The sequence below is a fragment of the Corynebacterium uberis genome (genome assembly GCF_020616335.1).
GTDB lineage: Bacteria > Actinomycetota > Actinomycetes > Mycobacteriales > Mycobacteriaceae > Corynebacterium > Corynebacterium uberis.
The window spans coordinates 960,378-977,995 of the sequence record NZ_CP085051.1; the positions used below are offsets into that span (position 1 = coordinate 960,378).

Consider the following 17,618-nt stretch of genomic DNA (forward strand, 5'->3'; position numbering starts at 1 on the left):
GCGTGTTAGAGGAACATCAGCACCAGGATGATCACCCACAGCAGGCTGAAGATGCCGCCGAACATGGACAGCTGCTTCTTGGCCTTCTCCCAATTGGAAATCGTGGTGGGCTTGGCGGGCTTGTCTTCCTCATCGAGCAGCCCAAGCGCGGCCATCATGGCCTTTTGCCGCGGGATGATCAAAAACAGCAGCATGGCCCAGGCGATGACTCCCAGCAGGATGCTCACGTGGTACTTGATCTCGTGGAAGTACGTGCTCAGGTCAGTGAACATCACCGCCACGCCGAGGACGGGAACCAGGGCAGACAGCACGCCGTAGGTGTTGGTGATGCGGTGGAGCAAGGAGGCGATGCCGGCGGCACGCTCGTCGCCCTTGTGCGCCTTGAGCGCATAGGTATGGAAGGTAGATGCCGCCACGGTGACCGGGCCCAAGAACAGGACCGCAGCCAATGCGTGGAGGATGATCATCAGAGAATTCATCGGAGAGATGACCTTTCACAAATAAAAATGTCCGGGTGTGCAGTGATACATATCAATCGTAGTTATTCCATCCCCGAAGGAAAACATGACCAGCGCATCACGGCACGGTCTGCCCGAGTCAACGGCAGGTGATAGGACCGCGCCACGGCGTCGAGGCGCCGCGAATACCAACATCGGGCGCCCCTATCGGAGGGCATCCATTCGGAGGGCAGCGCGTCAGACTTCTCCCGGTTTTCCTTGCGCGATACTGCCACCAGGTTGAGCGGGTCATTGGCAAATTGCTCCCGGAGGTGCGCCGGCCACGCATAGGCGCCCATATCCCACGCCGCGGACAGGGGGAAGACATGGTCAATGTCAATGGCCGCGGGGTCAAGCTGAGTGCCCGAATACGGGTCCCGGCCCGCGGAGCGCACGCGGCAATCGGACACCGTATCCGGGCCCTGCTGCCGGATGATTGTGGCCTCCCGCGTGGTGCAGGCTCCGGCAGGTGCCCAGCCGTCGCCGAAGGCGGAGCGCTCATAGCCCACGACCGTCGCGCGCTGGGCAACGGTGAGGGATGCGCCGGAGCGGGGGAGGGGGACGTCGGTAAGCGGGGTGTGGTGCCGCGGGAACACGGTGACCATGACCACCGCCAGGTAGCCCAAGGTGGCAAGAAGAAGCGCCCACCAAGCGCAGCGGCGAAGAGTCATGCCTCCTTTGACTTGGCCCGCCCTCGCAGCGGTTCCATGGCGGCATCAAATTCCTGGGTCACCTCGGCGTCAGGGGCGGCGGTGGCCAGGGAAATCACCCACGTCATCAGGGCAGCGCAGGCGAAGCCCGGAACCATCTCGTAGAGCGTGTCAGACAGCGGCGACATGCCCCAGGCGAAGGAGACCACCGCTCCGGTGAGCATGCCCGCCACGGCGCCGGCGGCATTCAGGCGGCGCCAGTAGAGGCTAAAGAGCATGAGCGGGCCGAAGGCGGAGCCAAATCCCGCCCACGCGAAGGCCACCAGGCCCAGGATCGAGTCGTTGGGGTGCACGGCAAACAGGGCGGCGAAGACGGATACGGCAATGACGGCCGTGCGGGCCAGGTTGATCAGGACCGCCTCGCTGGGCTGCCGCTTGGCCACCAGCTTGTACAGGTCCTCGATGAGGGAAGACGAGACCACGAGCAACTGCGAGCTCATGGTGGACATGATCGCGGCGAGCACCGCGGTGAGGACCAGCCCGGCGATCAGCGGGTGGAACAGGATGCGGCCCATGTCCAGGAAGATCGTTTCAAAGTTCTGCTGGTCGGTCACCGCGATGTCCGGGTTTTGGGAGAAGAACACCGTGCCAATAACGGCCGTGGCCAGCGCGCCGAGGATGCACAGCAGCATCCAGGAGATGCCGTAGCGGCGCCCAGAGCGGGCCTCCTGCGGGGTACGCAGCGCCATGAAACGCACCACCACGTGCGGCTGGCCAAAATAGCCCAGGCCCCACGCCAAGGAGCCAATGACCGCGGCGGCGCCCACCCCGCCGAAGATATTGAAGAAGTCAGGGTTGCCCACGCCGTCGGTCCAGGGGCCGTAGTCGTGGCTGGTGGCCCAGGTGAAGATGTCGGAGGGGTGGTCCAGGGTCAGCAGCGCCACGGACGGCACGGCGATTAGTGCGAGGAACATGATCAGCCCCTGGACAACATCCGTGTAGGACACCGCCAGGAAGCCGCCGACGAACGTATAGGCCACCGTCACCGCCGCGATGATGAGCATCCCGGTGAGGTAGTCGCCGCCGAAGGTCGCCTCGAAGTAGCGTCCGCCGGAGACCATGCCGGAGGAGACGTAGAACGTCAGGAAGACGATGATGATCACCGCGGCGGTGATGCGCACGATGCGGGAGGAATCATGAACCCGGTTGCCAAAGAAGCTGGGCAGCGTCACCGAGTTGTGGGCGCGCTCGGAGTAGGCGCGCAGCCGCGGGGCCACGAACTTCCAGTTCGCCCAGCTGCCCAGGAGCAACCCGATGGCGATCCACATGCCGGACACACCGCCAACGTAGAGCGCTCCGGGCAGGCCCATGAGCAACCAGCCGGACATGTCCGCGGCGCCGGCAGACAGTGCGGCGACGAAGGGATTGAGGCCACGATCGGCGAGAACGTAGTCCTCATACTTCTCAGTCTTGGTGTAGCTCCAGTATCCAATGCCAAGCATCACAAACATGTAGATGATGATGGCTAGGACAAACCACGTTGTTTGGGTCACGGTAGAAGCTCCCTGTGCGTCGTGAGGAACATCCGGCACGCACGACACGCGCCTGCTGCAAGGGCTGGCTGCGCGGCGTGGACGCCGAACATGGGCGGGGGAGGGGCGGACCGGAGAACCAGTCCCTCCGTAGAGGTTTGTTCCGACAGCTTATACAGCTTTGCGGCGCATCGCGGCGAAAATTGATGAAAATGGTAGAACGGACCTTATGGCCAAATTCCTCCTCCACGCGCTGTGGGTGCAGCATTCTGGACTGCATCTGTGGGTAGAGCAGGTCGCAGGCCACCGCATCGTGCTGCCTGACGCCGTGCCTTCGGGGACGTTTCCACCGGTCGTGGAGTCCATTTTGGAGCGAGCAAGCTTCCGGCACCGCCTGCGCACCACGCTGCGCACCCCCAAGGGCAGGGAGGTGGCCTTGGTGTTGCCCACCGCCGCCTATGCGCCCGAGCAAGCCATCACCGTGCTCGCCCAGCTGTCCTTCCTCGATTCGCCCACCCCTGCGGCCACGAACGCCCAGCGTGCGGCCATCGCGCCGGACTTGATGTGGATCATTCGCCTGTACCTGGGCCTGACGCGCTTCGTGCGCGCCGGGCGGGTGACGCTGCGCCTGGCCTACATTGACGATCAATGGTGGCCGCAGTGGCAGCTGGCCCACGGGCTGTCCGAGCGGGGCTGGGTGGCGCAGATGATGGCCAGCGCCCCGGGAATCTTGCACATCAACAACCGCGCCCTAGACAGCGACGTCACGGAGACCCTGCCGCATTGGATCGCCTCGGCGGAGCTGGCTGATCTGCGCGAATCCACCCGCCCATACCCCTGGCACGACTTTTCTGATGCGCTGCTCCACAATCAGCCGCTGCGCCGCGGCGGGGTGGGCCTGCTCAACCGGCTGCGGGAATGGAAGGATTCCGTCGCCGCGGTGGGCCTGCAACTGGTGGTGGTGGTCGAAGAGCCCGCCGAGCCGAGCGGACCCGAGGACTACCTTTTTGGCCAGGATGCCCCGGACCTTCCGGAGTCGGCGGCGCGGTGGCCGGTGCGCCTGCACGTGCGTTCCGGGGTGGATAGCCCCCAGCCGGTGCGCCTCGGGCGGCTCGACGCCGGCAGCGTGGAGGTGTTGCGTGAAGCCCGCAAACGGCTCGTGCAGCTGGCACCGCTTCTCGACGCCGCCCCTCCCGCAGCCCCCTTCGCCCCGCCGTCGCCGACGCAGGGCGACTGGGACGTTGTGCTGACCACCCCCCAGATCGTGGACTTTGTTGCCCGGGACGTGCCGCGCCTGAAGAGGGCCGGGACCACCGTGCTTTTGCCCAAGGCGTGGGCGACGCAAGATACCAAGGCGCGCTTGGTCACGCGCTCTGACGGGGGTGCCACTGGACCTGCCCGGCTGGGCATGGACCAACTGGTGGGCTTTGATTGGCATCTGTCGGTGGGCGATAAGCAGCTCAACGATGATGAGATGGCCATGCTCATCTCCTCTAAGTCTGGCCTGGTCAAGCTGCGCGGCGAGTGGGTGATGGCGGACACGGCGGCGCTGGCCCGGATCACGGACTACATGCGCAAGCTCGGCGACAAGTCGGTCGATGAGGCGGTCACCCTGGCGGACCTGCGCGAAGTGGCGCTTGAGGCCGCGGCCTATGAGCCAATCGCGGTGGAGGGCGAGGCCTGGGTGGAGGCCCTGCTGGGCTATCGCACCGCCCCGGCCCCGCAGCGCGTGGAGCTGCCGGAGACGGTGCACGCCACGCTGCGGGAGTACCAGCGCCGTGGGGTGGATTGGCTGGTGTGGATGTCGCACAACAACCTTGGCGCGGTGCTGGCCGATGACATGGGTTTGGGCAAGACTCTCCAGCTTTTGGCCATGGTTGCGGTGGAAAAGCAGGAGCGTGCCGCTGCCGGCGATCACGCCCCGCGGCCCACGCTGGTGGTGGCTCCGACGTCGGTGGTGGGCAACTGGGCGCGGGAAGCGGCACGCTTCGTTCCCGGCTTGCGCTGCGTGGTCCATCATGGGCCGCGGCGCCTGGCCGGGGAGGAGCTTGCCGCGGCGGCTCGGGACACGGACCTGATGATCACTTCCTATGGGATTCTCACCCGCGACTGCGCGCAGCTGGCGGAGGTGGAGTGGGATCATGTGGTCCTCGATGAGGCCCAGCACGTCAAGAACTCGGCGACGCGATCGGCCAAGGCGGCGCGCGCCCTGCCGGCCCGGCAACGCATCGCGCTGACGGGCACGCCGGTGGAAAACCGGCTCTCCGAAATGCGGGCGATTCTGGATTTCTGCAACCCCGGAATCCTGGGGTCGGCGACATTCTTCCGCCACCACTTTGCCGCTGCGATTGAGCGGGAGGGCGATGAGGAGATGACGCAGCGGCTGCGGCGGATGACCGCGCCATTTATCATGCGCCGCGTCAAGTCCGATCCGGCGATCATTGATGACCTGCCGGAAAAGACCGAGCAGGTGATCACCGTGGCCATGACGGCCGAGCAGGCGGCGCTGTATAGCGCCTACGTCAACGACGTGAAGGAAAAGCTCAGCCAGGCCCACGGCATCGCCCTCAAAGGCCTGGTGCTGGCCTCGCTGACGCGCATCAAGCAGATCTGCAATCATCCCGCCCACTTTTTGGGCGATGGCTCGCCGGTCACCGACCGCGGGCGCCACCGCTCCGGCAAGGTCGCCGAGCTCATGCGGCTGCTTGACGACGCCGTCCGGGACGGCCGTAGGGTGCTCATCTTCACCCAATACCGCGCCTTCGGCGACATCCTGGTGCCTTACCTGAGCGATCGAATGGGCGAGGACATTCCCTTCCTCCACGGCGGGGTCGCGCAGGCTGCCCGCGACCGGATGGTCGCCCGCTTCCAATCTCCCGACGGGCCGCCGGCCATGGTGGCCTCCCTCAAAGCCGGGGGCACCGGGCTCAACCTTACCGCGGCGTCCGTGGTGGTCCACATGGACCGGTGGTGGAACCCCGCGGTGGAAAACCAAGCCACCGACCGGGCCTACCGCATCGGCCAGGACAAGGACGTGCAGGTATACAAGATGATCACCGCCGGGACGATGGAAGAATCGATCCAGGATATTTTGGATGGAAAAACGCAGCTGGCCGGCACCGTCGTCGGGGAGGGCGAGGGCTGGATCACCGAGCTGTCGCCCGAGGATTTGGCCCGCCTGATGAGCTACCGCAGCCACACCGAAGAGAAATTCTAGGAACCACCCCATGCCCCGACCTCGCAAAGACAATGTCATCTACGCCAACTTCGGCGCGCGCCGCGGCGTGCGCGTGGACAACGAGCCTGCCACCGCGGCCCTGCGCCGTGACAAGCCGCTCGGGGACGCGGCTGCGTGGCTGGTCGCGGGCGTCGAAAAGCGTGCCGACGCCGGCCGCATCACCCGGGGGCGGGCCTATGCGCGCGCCGGGCACGTGGTGAGCCTAGAAATTGAAGCGCCGGGCCGCATTGCGGCACAGGTCGCCGGATCGCAGAATGAGCCCTTCGCCGTCACCGTGGCGCTGGAGTACCGCAGCACCGATGACCTCATGGAGGTCACTCGCCGGCTGACGCACCCCGCCCAGGGCAGCGACTCCCTGGCCAAGGCGCGGGCGGGCCAGCTGTCGGCTGAGCTGCTGGAAGTCTTGATGGGCACCGACATCACCTTTTCCTGCGACTGCCCGGATCGCGTCCCCGCGTGCAAGCATGCGGTGGCGGTGTGCGAGGTGGTGGCCGGGCGCATGGATGCGGACCCGGAGTTCGTCTTTGCCGCCCGCGGCCTCAACTTTGCGCAGATGGAGCGCTACTTCACGCAGCATGCCCAACAGGAGAGCAGGGAGTCCGCGGCGGCGACGGACGGGCGATTCTGGACGGGCTTGGAGCTGCCGGCCTTGCCCGAGCCGCGCCTGAGCCCAGCGATCGCGGACTCGGACCTAGACGCCCTGCACAAGGCGATGCGCACCGTGTCCTATACCTCGGTCGAACAGCTCCGCGCCGTGTCCGATATCGAGGATCTTTATGACCATCTGACCCGCTCCATGCACCAGTAAGCGAGCGTGTGTTCGACAGATTCGGGCTGTGGTTGGGTGGGCCATGATAGAAGTAGATCCATGACGGCAGTGACGTTCTTGCACACCTCGGACCTCCAAATTGGCATGTGTCCCCAGCGCCTGGATGCAGACGCCCAGGCCCGGTTTGAGGCCGCCCGCCTAGAGGCGGTGCGCACCTTGGGTCGGCGCTGCCTGGAGCATGACTGTGCCTTCCTGGTCATGGCCGGTGACGTCTTCGAATACAACTCGGTCAGCCCGCGCACCCTGGGCCGGGCACGCGAGGTCTTCGCCGAGCTGCCCGTGCCCTGCTACGTGCTGCCCGGCAACCATGACCCACTCACGGCGGACTCCGTGCTACGCCGCCTGGCCCAGGACGTTGCCGGGGTACACCTGCTGGAGGACTCCACCCCACTGGAGGTTGCGCCAGGAGTAGACATCGTTGGTGCGCCGCTGCTGGCCAAGCACGCCACCCGTGACCTGGTCGCGGAAGCCTGCGCGGGGCTCGAGCCCACCGACCGGATTCGCCTGGTCGTCGGGCACGGCGCGGTGCTGAACTTTGGCGATGACGCCGATGATCTCATCGACGTCGCGGCGTTGGATGAGCTGGCCCACCGGCGCGTCATCGACTACGTGGCGCTCGGCGATACCCACTCCGCCGGGCCCTGTAGCGCCCAGCGGCGGGTGTGGTACTCCGGCGCTCCGGAGGTCACCGATTTTTTGGAACCAGACGGCGGCGGGGAGAACAACTCCGGAAAGGCGCTGGTGGTCACGGTGGACAAGCCCGCGGGCCACGAGTCCAACGTGGAGGTCACCGAGGTTGCGGTGGGGCAGTGGCGCTTCCTGGCTGCGGAACAAGAAATCACCACGCCGGCGGATGTCACCGCGTTTCTTGACTGGATAGCAGGCCTGGAGGACAAAGACCGCACGGTGGTCAAGTACGCGCTGCGCGGCACTATCGACGTCGCCGGCAACCGCGCGCTGGAATCGGACCTGGAGCGCTACGGCCACGTGTTCGCCGCGCTCTACCCGCGCACCCGACTCATGGACCTCCACGTCGAGCCCACCAGCGCCGAATTGGCGGACCTCCAGCTCCACGGCATCGCGGGCCAGGCGCTGCAGGAATTGCTCGACGCAGATGAGCGCGACGCGGTCAACCTGCTGTTTCGACTGCAAGCCGGAATCGCGCGAACGGAGGCGGCACAATGAAAATCCACAGCATACGCATCACCAACTTCCGCACCCTCGAACACTTAGAGCTCAAAGACCTGCCGGAGACGGGCGTCTTTGTCATCTCGGGTGACAACGAACACGGAAAGTCCACCGTCTTAGAGGCGATCTACCTCGCGCTGACCACGCCCCATCACAGCAAGAAGAAGGAGGTCAAGTCCACCCAGCCGGTGGGCAAGGACGTCGGGCCCGAGGTCAGCGTGGAGGCGACGGTGGGCCCGCATCGTCTGCGCATCACCAAGCAATGGGTGCGCGGGAGTCGCAGCGAGCTGACAGTATTTACCCCGAATACGGAGTCCTACACGGGGCGCGAAGCCGATGAAAAGCTCACGCGCATCTTGGACAACAACGTAGACATGGCCCTGCTGGAGACGGTGTTCATGCGCCAGGGGCACATCGAGCCCGCGCTGGCGGCGGCGGGGATCCCCTCGCTGGCGGCAGCACTGGAGGACTCCTCCGGGGGTGTGCGCGAAGACATTCAGGGACAATCCCAGCTCATGGATGCCGCGGAGGCCGAGTACTCCCGCTACTTCCAAAAAAGTGGGCGCGAAAAAGGCGAGCTGACGCAGGCGCGCACCGAAGATCAGGAGGCCCACGACGAGCTCGAGGAGGCCCGCCAGGCCTGCACGCAGCTGGAAGAGTACGTCAGTAAAGTGGCACGCGCCCAGGAGACCCAGCGCGTGAGCACTGCGCAGATTCCCACCGCACAGGCCAACGTCGAGCAGCTTCGCGCCCAAAAGGAACAGGCCGACCGGGCAGCCGAAGAGATCGCCCAGGCGAAGGCGAAGGTCACCGCCGCCCGCGACGCCCACCAGCGCGCCCAGGGTGACCTAGAGGCCCGCGCGCAGTTGGCCGCACAGGTGGAGCGCCGCCGTGCGGATCATGCCACGCTGCAGGACAAGCAGAAACAAGCAGACGAGGCCGCGCAAGCAGAGTCCGCGCGCGCCACGGAATGTGCCGCCCTGGTCGACGCCGCGCGGCGCCGCCTCGACGAGGCCACCGAAGCCAACACGCAGGCGCAGGCAGCGCAAAGAATTGCCGAGCGCTCCCGGCAACTCGCCGATCTAGAGGCCCGCCTCGAAGCGCTGACGCAGATCGAGGAGGAACTCCGCGCGGCGCGCAATGAGCGGCCCGCCACTGCAATCAGTGCCGAGGAAGTCGATCAGCTCGATCAGGCGGTCCAGGACTCCCGGGTGGCGGCGGCGCTGGCCGCAGCCAGCACAGCAAAAATGCTCCTCCGCGGGCCACAGGCCTCCACCGTCACCGTTGATGGGCAGCCAGTCGAGCTCGACGCGCAGGTAGACCTGCGTGACGGCATGACGCTAGAAATCGGGGAGGTTACCGCCACCTATCAGGCCGGTGGGACGGGGACAGACGGCGTGCACGCACAGGCGGAACAAGCCCAGCGCCGCGTGACCCACTTGTGCGCCGAACTCGGGGTGGCGGACCTGGAGGACGCACGCGCGCGCCGCAGCGCACAGGACCAGGCTGAGAAGCACGTGGAGCAGGCGAGTAGGCGCAGGGAGGCGATCCTCAACGGGGCAGACGCCGATGATTGGCGCGCCCAGGCCGAGTCCTGGCGCCGCGAGCTCGACGAGGCGCAGCGCCACGGCGTTGCCGCGGTCGACCCTGAGCAGGCCGAACTGACTCGGCTGGAGACCCAAGGGGCAGTCCAGGATGCGCAGGAGGCCCTGCAGCAGGCTCAGGCGGCAGCCGATCCGTGGCTGGAGCGCACCGCGGCCACGGAGTGTGCCCGCATGAATGTGCGCGTCGAGGCCGCGCAGGAAGAGGTGGACCGCGCCGTGGAGGCGCTCGCCGCCGCGCAGGCCCACCGCGCCACCGAGGAACTCGAAGCCGCACTCCACGACGCCCACCAGAAGCTCACGGATGCACAAGACGCCTTGGAAGGAATCACCGCTAGGCAAGGAGACCAGGACCCGGAGCAGGCCGCCGAGATGGTCGAGGTAGCCCAAGGCCAGCTTGACGGGCTGCGCGAGCGGGCGCAGGGTGCCAGGGAACAGATCCTGGAGCTACAAGGCCGCATCGAACAGGCACAAGGCGCCCAGGAGCGCTGGGAAAAGGCCCGCGTGCGGGCGCAGTCCGCACAACGCCACCGCGAGTCCGTGGAGCAGCGAGCACACGCGGCGCGCAGCCTAGTCGAGGCCCTGCAACGAGCCCGAGACGCCGCGCGAACCCGCTACGCACAGCCGTTTGCCCAGGAACTCACCCGCCTGGCCGCGCCGGTCTTCGGTGCGGACGTCTCCTTCGAGCTCGATGACAACCTGGACGTGGTGGCCCGCACGCTCGGGCACACCTCAGTGCCGGTTTCACAACTGTCTGGCGGTGCTAAGGAACAACTCATGATCCTTGCTCGCATGGCAGCAGCCGGCCTTGCCGGAGGCGAAGACGGGCTCCCCGTGCCCGTGTTCATCGATGATGCCCTAGGGCACAGCGACTACGCCCGCCTACAAAAAATGGGCCTCGTGCTCAAAAAAATGGGGCTCACCGGCCAAGTGTTCGTCTTGACCTGTGAACCCCAACGCTATGACGCCGTACCTGGGCGCCACGAGTTCCCCATGGAGGAACTCACGCGTACTTAGGCCTTGATGCCGGAGCCGTCGATGGCGATGGCGATCTTCTCAGAGACCAGCACGCCGCCGGAGCCGAGAGGAGCCTGGAAATCAATGCCAAAGTCCTTGCGGTTGATGGTAGTGGAGGCCTCAAAGCCGATGCGGGTGTTGCCAAAGGGGTCTTCCTCCACGCCGAAGACCTCGACGTCGAGGGTCACCGGGCGGGTGGTGCCCTTGATGGTCAGGTCGCCGGTGACGGTGCCGGAGGCGGCGTTGCCCGTGGTGTCAATGTCAAAAGAGGTGGAGGAGAAGGTCATCTCCGGGAAGCGCTCGACGTCGAAGAAGTCCTCGTTCTTCACGTGGGCATCGCGGTCAGCGTTGCCGGTGTCCACAGACGCGGTCCGGATGGTGGCCTGAGCCGAAGACGCCTGGGGGTTCTCCGCGTCCACGGTAATGGTGGCATCGAAATCACCGAAGGAGCCGTGCACCTTGGTCACCATCGCGTGGCGAGCGGTGAAACCGATCGTCGAGTGGGCGGCGTCCAGCGTCCAGTTTCCTGCAAGAGTCATAGTCCTGAAACCTTTCCGATCGTGTTTGAGTCGTGCCGCGCCACCGTCTTGGTGACGCATCAACAACCACTATACACCATGTTGGTGACATGTCAACAACGGTTCGGTGTGGGCGTTTCTGCGTGGCCAGTTTCTGCGGGGTGGCGTGCCATAGGGTTTCATAATCGCCGAGCTCAAGGGCTAAAATCACCACCATGGTTTTCACCCCCCGCTGGCTCACTGATGAGGAACAGCACATCTGGCGCCTCCTGCTGTCGACGATGCGCAAGATCGATCGCTCACTCGATGAGACCCTGCTGGTGAGCCAAGACCTCTCTTCTTCCGAATTTGCTGTCCTGGTCACGCTCTCAGAATCCCCGAACAGTTCCATGCGTATGCACGAGCTGTGCGGGTCGCTGGACTGGGCGCGCAGCCGGGCCTCTCACCAGGTCACGCGCATGCAGCGGCGAGGTCTGGTAGACAAGTGCCGCAGTGAGGGCGACGGGCGCGGTGTCTTTGTCATGCTCACCGAGGAAGGGCGTCGCCGGCTGGAAAAGGCCGCCCCGGACCATGTGGAGCACGTCCGCCGACTCATTTTTGATCACCTCACCGCCGAGCAGGCCACAGCCCTGGCGCAGTTTTGCACCGACGTGCTGGCGGTAGACAACGTGCCAGGTATGGGAGGGTGCGCGGAACCGTTGCGTTAGCGCACTCCGGTGGTAGTCTTTCCACTATGGAAAGTGTGCAGGAAACGCTCGCAGCTGTCGACCAGGTGCACGCGCGCGCCACTGCGGGCGCCCCACGCTGGGTCCTCGGTGCGCTGTCGGTGCTTTTCGGGGTGACCATCGCGTTCATTATCTGGGAGGTGACCTGGGCGGCATTGGCCGGGCTAGGCGCGCTCATCGTGATCATCGTTGTCCGCTGGCGCGATTTTCGCAGAGGGGTACGCCCGAAGATCCGCCAGGACCCCGGCTCACCCCTGTTTCCCCCGTCGACGTGGTGGTCGCTGGCCCCATTGCCGTTCACGTGGCTGGCCATCATGGTTCCAGCGCACCCGTGGTGGATCGGCGCGTGCGTTGGGGTCATCACTTGCGCCGCCAGCTATTGGTATCTGGTGGCCATGGATGAAAGGCAGTGGCTGTGACGTTTGTGGGCGTACTGTGCGGGCTGGTGAGCCTCCTGGTAGGAGCGGGCCTGTGTGCTGCGATCTGGCACATGTGGGGCATCGCCATCGCCGTGATCCTTGTGGCCGCTGGCGGTGCTTGGCTCCTCACGCGCCGCGAGGTGCCCCGGCGTCATCCGGCACAGGTGTCCGGCCCGCAGGCCGCGCTGAGGATGGTGCCGCTGGTCATGATTCCGGCGGGAATAATTACTCCCAGCCAGCCGCGGTGGGCGGGGGCGTTGGTCGGCGCCCTCAATGCGGTGACCATGTATGTCTGGCTGTGTTGGATGGAAAAGAAATGACGCTCAACCCGGTGATTCATCCGATTAATCGGCTAAAAATTTGTGCCGCGTTGCGCGCGGGCGGTGCGGTCAATCGCGCGGGGCAGCTCGCTAAAGAAATGCGTTTCTCGCGGTTGGCCGAGCTCACGGGACTCAGTGACTCAGCATTGTCTAAACAGTTGACAGCCTTGGAGGACGCCGGAATGGTAACCCGGCAGCGGGAATGGGCCTCGCGGCGCAGCGGGGATGCGGTGTGGGTAACCCTGACGGAATCTGGTGAACAGGCGTTTGTTGAGCACATGGAAACCCTGAGATCCTTGGCCGAAACTTAGGTGCTTTCCCCGATGTCCTGGTGGCGCGCCCGCGGGACAATGGGAAGGGAAGCGCAGGTGCGCCTGTGATTTTCTAAACAAGGCCAAGATTTGGGAGGAATGACCGTGAATAAGAAGCTGCATCGCTCGACGACGAACAAGTGGATCGGTGGGGTGTGCGGGGGAATTGCCGAAACATATGATCTGGATGCAACGGTGGTCCGGCTGTTGGCCGTCGCGTCTTTTGTCTTACCGGGCACCCAGGTCCTGCTGTATCTGGTGGCGTGGGTGATCATGCCGCGCGGCTAGGTGCAGAGCAATGGTGAGGTGGGGCGGGGTCGGCGCAGCCGCGCCAAGCCGTAGATCCGGAGATCCGGAGACCGGCCGCGGAAAAGAAAAATCTCTCTACCGGCGGCGTTGAGCCGGCAGAGAGAGGAAAAGTGCCCCCGACAGGAGTCGAACCTGCGACCTACGGTACCGGAAACCGGCGCTCTATCCACTGAGCTACGGAGGCATGCTGTCAGTGTTGTGCTGACAACGGTGTGATTCTATCACCCTGTGCGCGGCGGTGTCTAAACCGGGCCGGGGTAGATCGTTATGGCGCGTGCTTTGGTCACGCAGATGACGTCGGATCCTTCGGCAAGCCCCAGGCGGGCGACGGATTGTGCGGTGATGGGCACACGGATGGTCGTCTCGCCGATATCCACGGTGACCTGGGCGGATTCGTCGATTGCTGTGACGGTGCCGGGCCAGGCGTTGCGGGCGGAGTCGGTGCCGTGGTTGCCCGGCAGACGCAGCAGGGTGTCCACTGGCTGCCATACGGCGACCCCCTGGCCGCCTGGACCTGGGCCTGGGCGCAGTTGGGGTGAGGGGTCAGCGGCCATGCCCACGACTCTGCAATCGCCGCAGGTGAGCGTGGCGGTGGGCCCGGTGATCTCGGTGATGGGTGCGGCGATGCGGTTGACGCCGGCGAGGCGGGCAGCAAACGCGGTTGGGGGCACCTGAAGGGCCTGCGCGGTGGGCAGGTGAGCCGCGACGACGCCGCCTTCCATGACGAGGGTGTGCTGGCTGAGTGCGGCCAGTTCGATGGGGTCGTGGGTGACCAACAAGGTGGTGCGGTCCGGTGTGGAGGCGCGCAGGAGTTGGCGCCAGGCGGCGGCGGAGTCGACGTCGACGGCGGCCAGGGGTTCGTCGAGGATGAGCACACTGGGGCGCGCCCCGAGGGCGCGCAGGAGGGCCACCTGGGCGGCTTGGCCTCCGGAGAGGTGGGCTATGGGGACGTCGGCAAGGTCGGTGAGCCCGGCGGCGTCGAGAAGCTCCTCGGTGGCGGCCCGCGAGCGGGTGGCCATGGTGATGGCGGCGGCGACGCGGGAGCGGGGCGGCAGGCCGGGGTTTTGGGTCAGCAGGATGATCCGCCCGGGGCAGTCGACCTCGACGTGGGGCCCGCGCAGCCGCCCGGCGATCAGTCCGGTCAGGGTGGTTTTTCCGGAACCATTGGGCCCGATGATGGCGGTGGTGGTGCCCGCGGTGAAGGTGGTGGTGCCCGCGGCGGTGCGCAACTGGACGCGCGCGGGCCCGGCAGTGGGAGCGGAAAGTTGACGCAGGCGCGCGGCGTCGAGTTCTCCGATGGTACGGGGGCGCGAGGGGCGGCGTCGGCGCAGGAAGGTGGGGCTGAGGGCGGCACTGAGGCTGAGCAGTGCCACGCCGATGAGGATGACGGCGAGCACATAGGCGCGGTCCTGGTTGAGCTCGCGTTCCAGGTAGATGCCCAGCGGCATGGTGCGGGTGACCCCGGGCATGGATCCGGCGAAGGTGAGAGTGGTGCCAAATTCGCCCAGCGAGCGGGCGAAGGCCAGTCCGGCGCCGGTGGCGATGGCGGGCGCCACGGTGGGCAGCGTGACCCTCCACAGCACGGCGCGGGGGCTCATGCCCACCCCGGCGGCGGAGGCCAGCACCTCGCGGTCGATTTGGCGCAGCGCGGAGTCCACGGAGACCACCACGAAGGGCAGGCAGACGAAGACGTGCGCGAGCACCACCCCGGGGAAGGCGAAGGCGAACTGGATACCCAGGGCGTCGAGGAGCGGGGCGGTGAAGCCGCGGCGGCCCATCGCCGCGGTCAGGGCCAGCCCGCCGACGACCGGGGGCATGGCCAGCGGCAGCATGACCAGCAGGCGCGCCATGCGTGACCCGCGTAGCGTCACCGCCAGGGGAACCCCGAGGGCCACGGTGATGATCGTTGCTTGGGCTGCCGCCGCCAGGGTGACGGTGAGCATGTCGCGGGTGGCCTGCTCGCCGAGGACCTGGGGTACCTGCCCCCAGGAGACGCGCAGGGCCAGGGCAATAACGGGTCCGACAATGACCAGCAGCCCCACGCCTCCCAGGATCCGGATGATCGGGGGAATGCGTGGGGCGACGGGGCGCGGTGACGGCGCTGTCATGGGGCGCTAGGCGGCGGGGGTGAAGCCGAAGTTGCGCCAGACCTGCGCGAATTGCGGGGAGGCGAGTAGGTCGACGAGTGCCTGCGCCTGCTCGCGGTGCTCGGTGGTGGAGGTCACCGCGGCGACCAGGGAGTTTTCATGTTCGGCGGCGTGGGGGATGTCAATGACTTCCACCTTGTCGCCGGCGGCTGCGGCGTCTGTGCGGTAGACCCATCCGGCATCGGCCTCCCCGGAGGTGACCTTGCCCAGCACGTCGGAGACGGACTGCTCCAGGGAGGCCGGGGAGAGCTCGATACCTAGGTCCTTTTGGATGTCCGCAGACACAGCGCCGCAGGGCACCTGCTTGTCGCACAGCACCAGCTTGGCGTGATCGAGGCTGGAATCCACACCGGTCACGTGCGCGGGGTTGCCCTTGGGCACCACCATGACCATGGAGTTGGTGGCCACCGTCACGGGCGTGTCCACGACGCCCGCGGAGACCGCCTTGTCCATGTTCTTCTGGTCTGCAGAGATGAACACGTCTCCGGGGGAGCCGTCGCGCAGCTGCTGGACCAGGGTGGATGACCCGGCGTTGTGGAACTCGAGGTGGGCCTGGTCAAAGGTTGCGGTGAGGTCGTCGTTGAGCACGCGTGTCGACGCCGCCGCCAGCACCTGGAGGTTCACCTTCTCACCGTCCGCACTCGTGGCGGATTCGGTCTGTGGGGAGCAGGCGGCCAGGGCCAGGCCGGCGGCCGCGGCCAGGGCCACGGCGCCGAGGGTTCGCACAGTGCGCAGGTTCATGGGGATCGTCCAATCGTCGGTGTCAATGAAGAGGTGAAGTAAGCGGGAAACCGCTCAGGCGCGCGCGCAACGCGCGAGCGGCCCGTGGCAGTCACCAAGACCCCACCTACTATAAGCGCAGGTGGGGTCTGGCAGGCGCGTCTTTAGCGGTGCACCTTGGTCGCTGCGGTCAGGGGCCGCGACGCCGGGGTAGTGGTGGCCTCGCGGGAGCGGTAGACCACGTAGGGGCGGGTGAGGTAGCCCACCGGTGCGGAGAACGCGTGCACCAGGCGGGTAAAAGGCCACACGGCAAAGAGGGTGAAACCGGACAGCACGTGGACCTTGAACTGCCAGGGCACGTCAGACATCAGCTGCGGTTCTGCGTTGAAGATGAGCAGCTGGCGCAGCCAGGGGGAGATGGTCTCCCGGTAGTCGTAGCCGTGGGGGCCGCCGAAGACCTGCAGGGAGATGGTGGCCACGGTTCCAGAGAGGATGACCAGGGCGAGGACGACGTACATGACCTTGTCCGAGGTGGAGGTAGACAGGAACACCGACCGGAACCGCACGCGACGGTAGATCAGCCCGGCCAGGCCGATGACCACCGCGACGGCGGCGATGGTGCCGGGGATGGTGGCTACCAGGTGGTAGACGGCGTCGCTAACACCCATGGCGCGGGTCCAGGACTTGGGCATTGCCAGGCCCATGAGGTGGCCGATGATCACGAAGACCATGCCCCAGTGAAACAGCGGCGAGGTCAGCCGCAGCAGCTTGGATTCGTAGATCTGGGTGGAGTGCGAGGTCCACCCGAATTGGTCGGAGCGCCAACGCCAGATGGTGCCGATGACAAAGGCGGCGAGGGCAAGCCAGGGGTAGGCCACCCAGGCGAAAATGTCGTAGGGGTTCATGATGCGGTGACCTCCGCTCGGTTGGTGTGAATATTGGGAAACGGCAGGGCGGTGGGCTGGCCCAAGCCCACCATCTCTGCGGGCGGGCCGGTGCGGATGAGCTCGAGGTAGCGTTGCGCGGTGTCCTCATCGATGGGCGGCAGCGCGGTGCACAGCGCACTGATCAGCCCCGCGTAGGGGGAGGCCACGGCCTCTAGCGCGCTGCGCAGCACCTCGATGCCGTCGCGGTGGGCGGCCAAAAGCTCGAAGGCGCTGGGCTCCAGGGCGGCGGCCTCTAACACCACGCACAGGTGGTCCGGCAGCTCCTCGCGCGCCAGGTCCAGGCCCAGGTCTGCCAGGTAGTCCTTGAATGCCAGCAGCGCTGCTCCGCGCTGGCGGGTATCTCCCACGGCGTAGTAGCTGAGGAACAGGCTGCAGCGGCGGCGCTGGTCGAAGGTCTCCACGTAGCGCGCTTGGGCGGCCAGCAGCGACTCGGCGGCGGTGGCGCGCAGGAATCCGGCCATCAGCTCGCGCGGGGTGGCCGGCAGGGCGGCGATCTGCCCGGCGACGGCGGCGCGTCGGTCCTCCCAGCTGTCGTCCGGGTAGTCCAGCAGCACGGCGACGGCCATGGCCACGATTCCGCGCTGGGCGGGGGTCATGGTGACGGGCTCGACGAGGGCTTCGGGTACCAGGCCGGTGTGGGTGCGGCGCAT

17 protein-coding genes and 1 tRNA gene are annotated in these 17,618 nt (G+C 66.4%); 9 read left to right on the top strand and 9 right to left on the bottom strand.

The genetic code is table 11. The features are described 5' to 3' along the window. Positions 1 to 5: 5 nt before the first annotated feature. From LH390_RS04445 to putP, 3 genes are all read right to left on the bottom strand, one after another. Positions 6 to 479, bottom strand: coding sequence for a DUF2269 domain-containing protein (locus LH390_RS04445; RefSeq protein ID WP_227282439.1), 474 nt, complete (start codon positions 477 to 479; stop codon positions 6 to 8). A 62-nt stretch (positions 480 to 541) separates the two neighbouring features. Next, positions 542 to 1,168: an HNH endonuclease family protein gene (locus LH390_RS04450; protein ID WP_227282438.1), complete on the bottom strand. Its 627-nt coding sequence runs from the start codon at positions 1,166 to 1,168 to the stop codon at positions 542 to 544. Then, a complete protein-coding gene (gene putP / locus LH390_RS04455; protein ID WP_227282437.1) occupies positions 1,165 to 2,700 on the bottom strand; it encodes a sodium/proline symporter PutP in 1,536 nt (511 codons plus the stop codon). Before putP ends, LH390_RS04450 begins: the two co-directional genes overlap by 4 nt. 208 nt (positions 2,701 to 2,908) lie before the next feature. On the opposite strand from putP, the gene LH390_RS04460 reads away from it, so the two are divergent. From LH390_RS04460 to LH390_RS04475, 4 genes are read left to right on the top strand one after another with little or no spacing between them, the layout of a single operon-like run. After that, positions 2,909 to 5,896: a DEAD/DEAH box helicase gene (locus LH390_RS04460; RefSeq protein ID WP_227282436.1), complete on the top strand. Its 2,988-nt coding sequence runs from the start codon at positions 2,909 to 2,911 to the stop codon at positions 5,894 to 5,896. 10 nt (positions 5,897 to 5,906) lie between these two features. Next, positions 5,907 to 6,725, top strand: a complete 819-nt coding sequence (locus LH390_RS04465; RefSeq protein WP_227282435.1) for an SWIM zinc finger family protein — start codon at positions 5,907 to 5,909, stop codon at positions 6,723 to 6,725. A gap of 60 nt (positions 6,726 to 6,785) precedes the next feature. Further along, positions 6,786 to 7,931 (top strand): metallophosphoesterase family protein, encoded by a 1,146-nt coding sequence (locus LH390_RS04470; protein ID WP_227288285.1) that lies wholly within the window; start codon positions 6,786 to 6,788, stop codon positions 7,929 to 7,931. Beyond that, positions 7,928 to 10,552, top strand: a complete 2,625-nt coding sequence (locus LH390_RS04475; protein ID WP_227282433.1) for an AAA family ATPase — start codon at positions 7,928 to 7,930, stop codon at positions 10,550 to 10,552. Before LH390_RS04470 ends, LH390_RS04475 begins: the two co-directional genes overlap by 4 nt. On the opposite strand, the gene LH390_RS04480 is transcribed toward LH390_RS04475, so the two are convergent. Next, on the bottom strand, positions 10,549 to 11,091 hold the full coding sequence (locus LH390_RS04480; RefSeq protein ID WP_227282432.1) for a YceI family protein: 543 nt from the start codon (positions 11,089 to 11,091) through the stop codon (positions 10,549 to 10,551). The genes LH390_RS04475 and LH390_RS04480 overlap by 4 nt on opposite strands. A gap of 194 nt (positions 11,092 to 11,285) precedes the next feature. Between LH390_RS04480 and LH390_RS04485 the strand changes: the two genes are divergently transcribed. The 5 genes from LH390_RS04485 (at position 11,286) to LH390_RS04505 (ending at position 13,133) form a co-directional block, all read left to right on the top strand. Further along, a complete protein-coding gene (locus LH390_RS04485; RefSeq protein WP_227282431.1) occupies positions 11,286 to 11,777 on the top strand; it encodes a MarR family winged helix-turn-helix transcriptional regulator in 492 nt (163 codons plus the stop codon). A gap of 26 nt (positions 11,778 to 11,803) precedes the next feature. Continuing rightward, the gene (locus LH390_RS04490) at positions 11,804 to 12,214 is read left to right on the top strand and encodes a hypothetical protein (protein ID WP_227282430.1); all 411 of its coding nucleotides are present in this window, start codon (positions 11,804 to 11,806) and stop codon (positions 12,212 to 12,214) included. After that, complete coding sequence (locus LH390_RS04495; RefSeq protein WP_227282429.1) at positions 12,205 to 12,534, top strand: hypothetical protein; 330 nt, start codon at positions 12,205 to 12,207, stop codon at positions 12,532 to 12,534. The genes LH390_RS04490 and LH390_RS04495 overlap by 10 nt, the downstream gene beginning before the upstream one ends. Continuing rightward, complete coding sequence (locus tag LH390_RS04500) at positions 12,531 to 12,845, top strand: transcriptional regulator (protein WP_227282428.1); 315 nt, start codon at positions 12,531 to 12,533, stop codon at positions 12,843 to 12,845. The genes LH390_RS04495 and LH390_RS04500 overlap by 4 nt, the downstream gene beginning before the upstream one ends. A 105-nt stretch (positions 12,846 to 12,950) precedes the next feature. Beyond that, the gene (locus tag LH390_RS04505) at positions 12,951 to 13,133 is read left to right on the top strand and encodes a PspC domain-containing protein (RefSeq protein ID WP_399524622.1); all 183 of its coding nucleotides are present in this window, start codon (positions 12,951 to 12,953) and stop codon (positions 13,131 to 13,133) included. Positions 13,134 to 13,265: 132 nt separating this feature from the next. Here LH390_RS04505 and LH390_RS04510 read toward each other — a convergent pair. The 5 genes from LH390_RS04510 to narJ all read right to left on the bottom strand — a co-directional run bounded on the left by LH390_RS04510 (position 13,266) and on the right by narJ (position 17,618). Continuing rightward, positions 13,266 to 13,338 (bottom strand) — tRNA-Arg (locus LH390_RS04510). A 58-nt stretch (positions 13,339 to 13,396) separates the two neighbouring features. After that, positions 13,397 to 15,262 (bottom strand): ATP-binding cassette domain-containing protein, encoded by a 1,866-nt coding sequence (locus LH390_RS04515; protein ID WP_227282426.1) that lies wholly within the window; start codon positions 15,260 to 15,262, stop codon positions 13,397 to 13,399. 6 nt (positions 15,263 to 15,268) lie between these two features. Continuing rightward, positions 15,269 to 16,042: a molybdate ABC transporter substrate-binding protein gene (gene modA, locus LH390_RS04520; RefSeq protein ID WP_227282425.1), complete on the bottom strand. Its 774-nt coding sequence runs from the start codon at positions 16,040 to 16,042 to the stop codon at positions 15,269 to 15,271. Between the two features lie 143 nt (positions 16,043 to 16,185). Beyond that, positions 16,186 to 16,926, bottom strand: coding sequence for a respiratory nitrate reductase subunit gamma (gene narI, locus LH390_RS04525; RefSeq protein ID WP_227282424.1), 741 nt, complete (start codon positions 16,924 to 16,926; stop codon positions 16,186 to 16,188). Beyond that, a complete protein-coding gene (gene narJ, locus LH390_RS04530) occupies positions 16,923 to 17,618 on the bottom strand; it encodes a nitrate reductase molybdenum cofactor assembly chaperone (RefSeq protein WP_227282423.1) in 696 nt (231 codons plus the stop codon). The genes narI and narJ overlap by 4 nt, the downstream gene beginning before the upstream one ends.

What these genes read in the sequence shown, in the direction of transcription:
- LH390_RS04450 (WP_227282438.1), bottom strand. Translation starts at nt 1,168, where the DNA reads ATGACTCTTCGCCGCTGCGCTTGGTGGGCGCTTCTTCTTGCCACCTTG.
- narI (WP_227282424.1), bottom strand. Translation starts at nt 16,926, where the DNA reads ATGAACCCCTACGACATTTTCGCCTGGGTGGCCTACCCCTGGCTTGCC.
- LH390_RS04490 (WP_227282430.1), top strand. Translation starts at nt 11,804, where the DNA reads ATGGAAAGTGTGCAGGAAACGCTCGCAGCTGTCGACCAGGTGCACGCG.
- LH390_RS04465 (WP_227282435.1), top strand. Translation starts at nt 5,907, where the DNA reads ATGCCCCGACCTCGCAAAGACAATGTCATCTACGCCAACTTCGGCGCG.
- LH390_RS04480 (WP_227282432.1), bottom strand. Translation starts at nt 11,091, where the DNA reads ATGACTCTTGCAGGAAACTGGACGCTGGACGCCGCCCACTCGACGATC.
- LH390_RS04475 (WP_227282433.1), top strand. Translation starts at nt 7,928, where the DNA reads ATGAAAATCCACAGCATACGCATCACCAACTTCCGCACCCTCGAACAC.
- LH390_RS04445 (WP_227282439.1), bottom strand. Translation starts at nt 479, where the DNA reads ATGAATTCTCTGATGATCATCCTCCACGCATTGGCTGCGGTCCTGTTC.
- LH390_RS04485 (WP_227282431.1), top strand. Translation starts at nt 11,286, where the DNA reads ATGGTTTTCACCCCCCGCTGGCTCACTGATGAGGAACAGCACATCTGG.
- LH390_RS04500 (WP_227282428.1), top strand. Translation starts at nt 12,531, where the DNA reads ATGACGCTCAACCCGGTGATTCATCCGATTAATCGGCTAAAAATTTGT.
- modA (WP_227282425.1), bottom strand. Translation starts at nt 16,042, where the DNA reads ATGAACCTGCGCACTGTGCGAACCCTCGGCGCCGTGGCCCTGGCCGCG.
- LH390_RS04460 (WP_227282436.1), top strand. Translation starts at nt 2,909, where the DNA reads ATGGCCAAATTCCTCCTCCACGCGCTGTGGGTGCAGCATTCTGGACTG.
- LH390_RS04470 (WP_227288285.1), top strand. Translation starts at nt 6,786, where the DNA reads ATGACGGCAGTGACGTTCTTGCACACCTCGGACCTCCAAATTGGCATG.
- LH390_RS04515 (WP_227282426.1), bottom strand. Translation starts at nt 15,262, where the DNA reads ATGACAGCGCCGTCACCGCGCCCCGTCGCCCCACGCATTCCCCCGATC.
- narJ (WP_227282423.1), bottom strand. Translation starts at nt 17,618, where the DNA reads ATGCGCCGCACCCACACCGGCCTGGTACCCGAAGCCCTCGTCGAGCCC.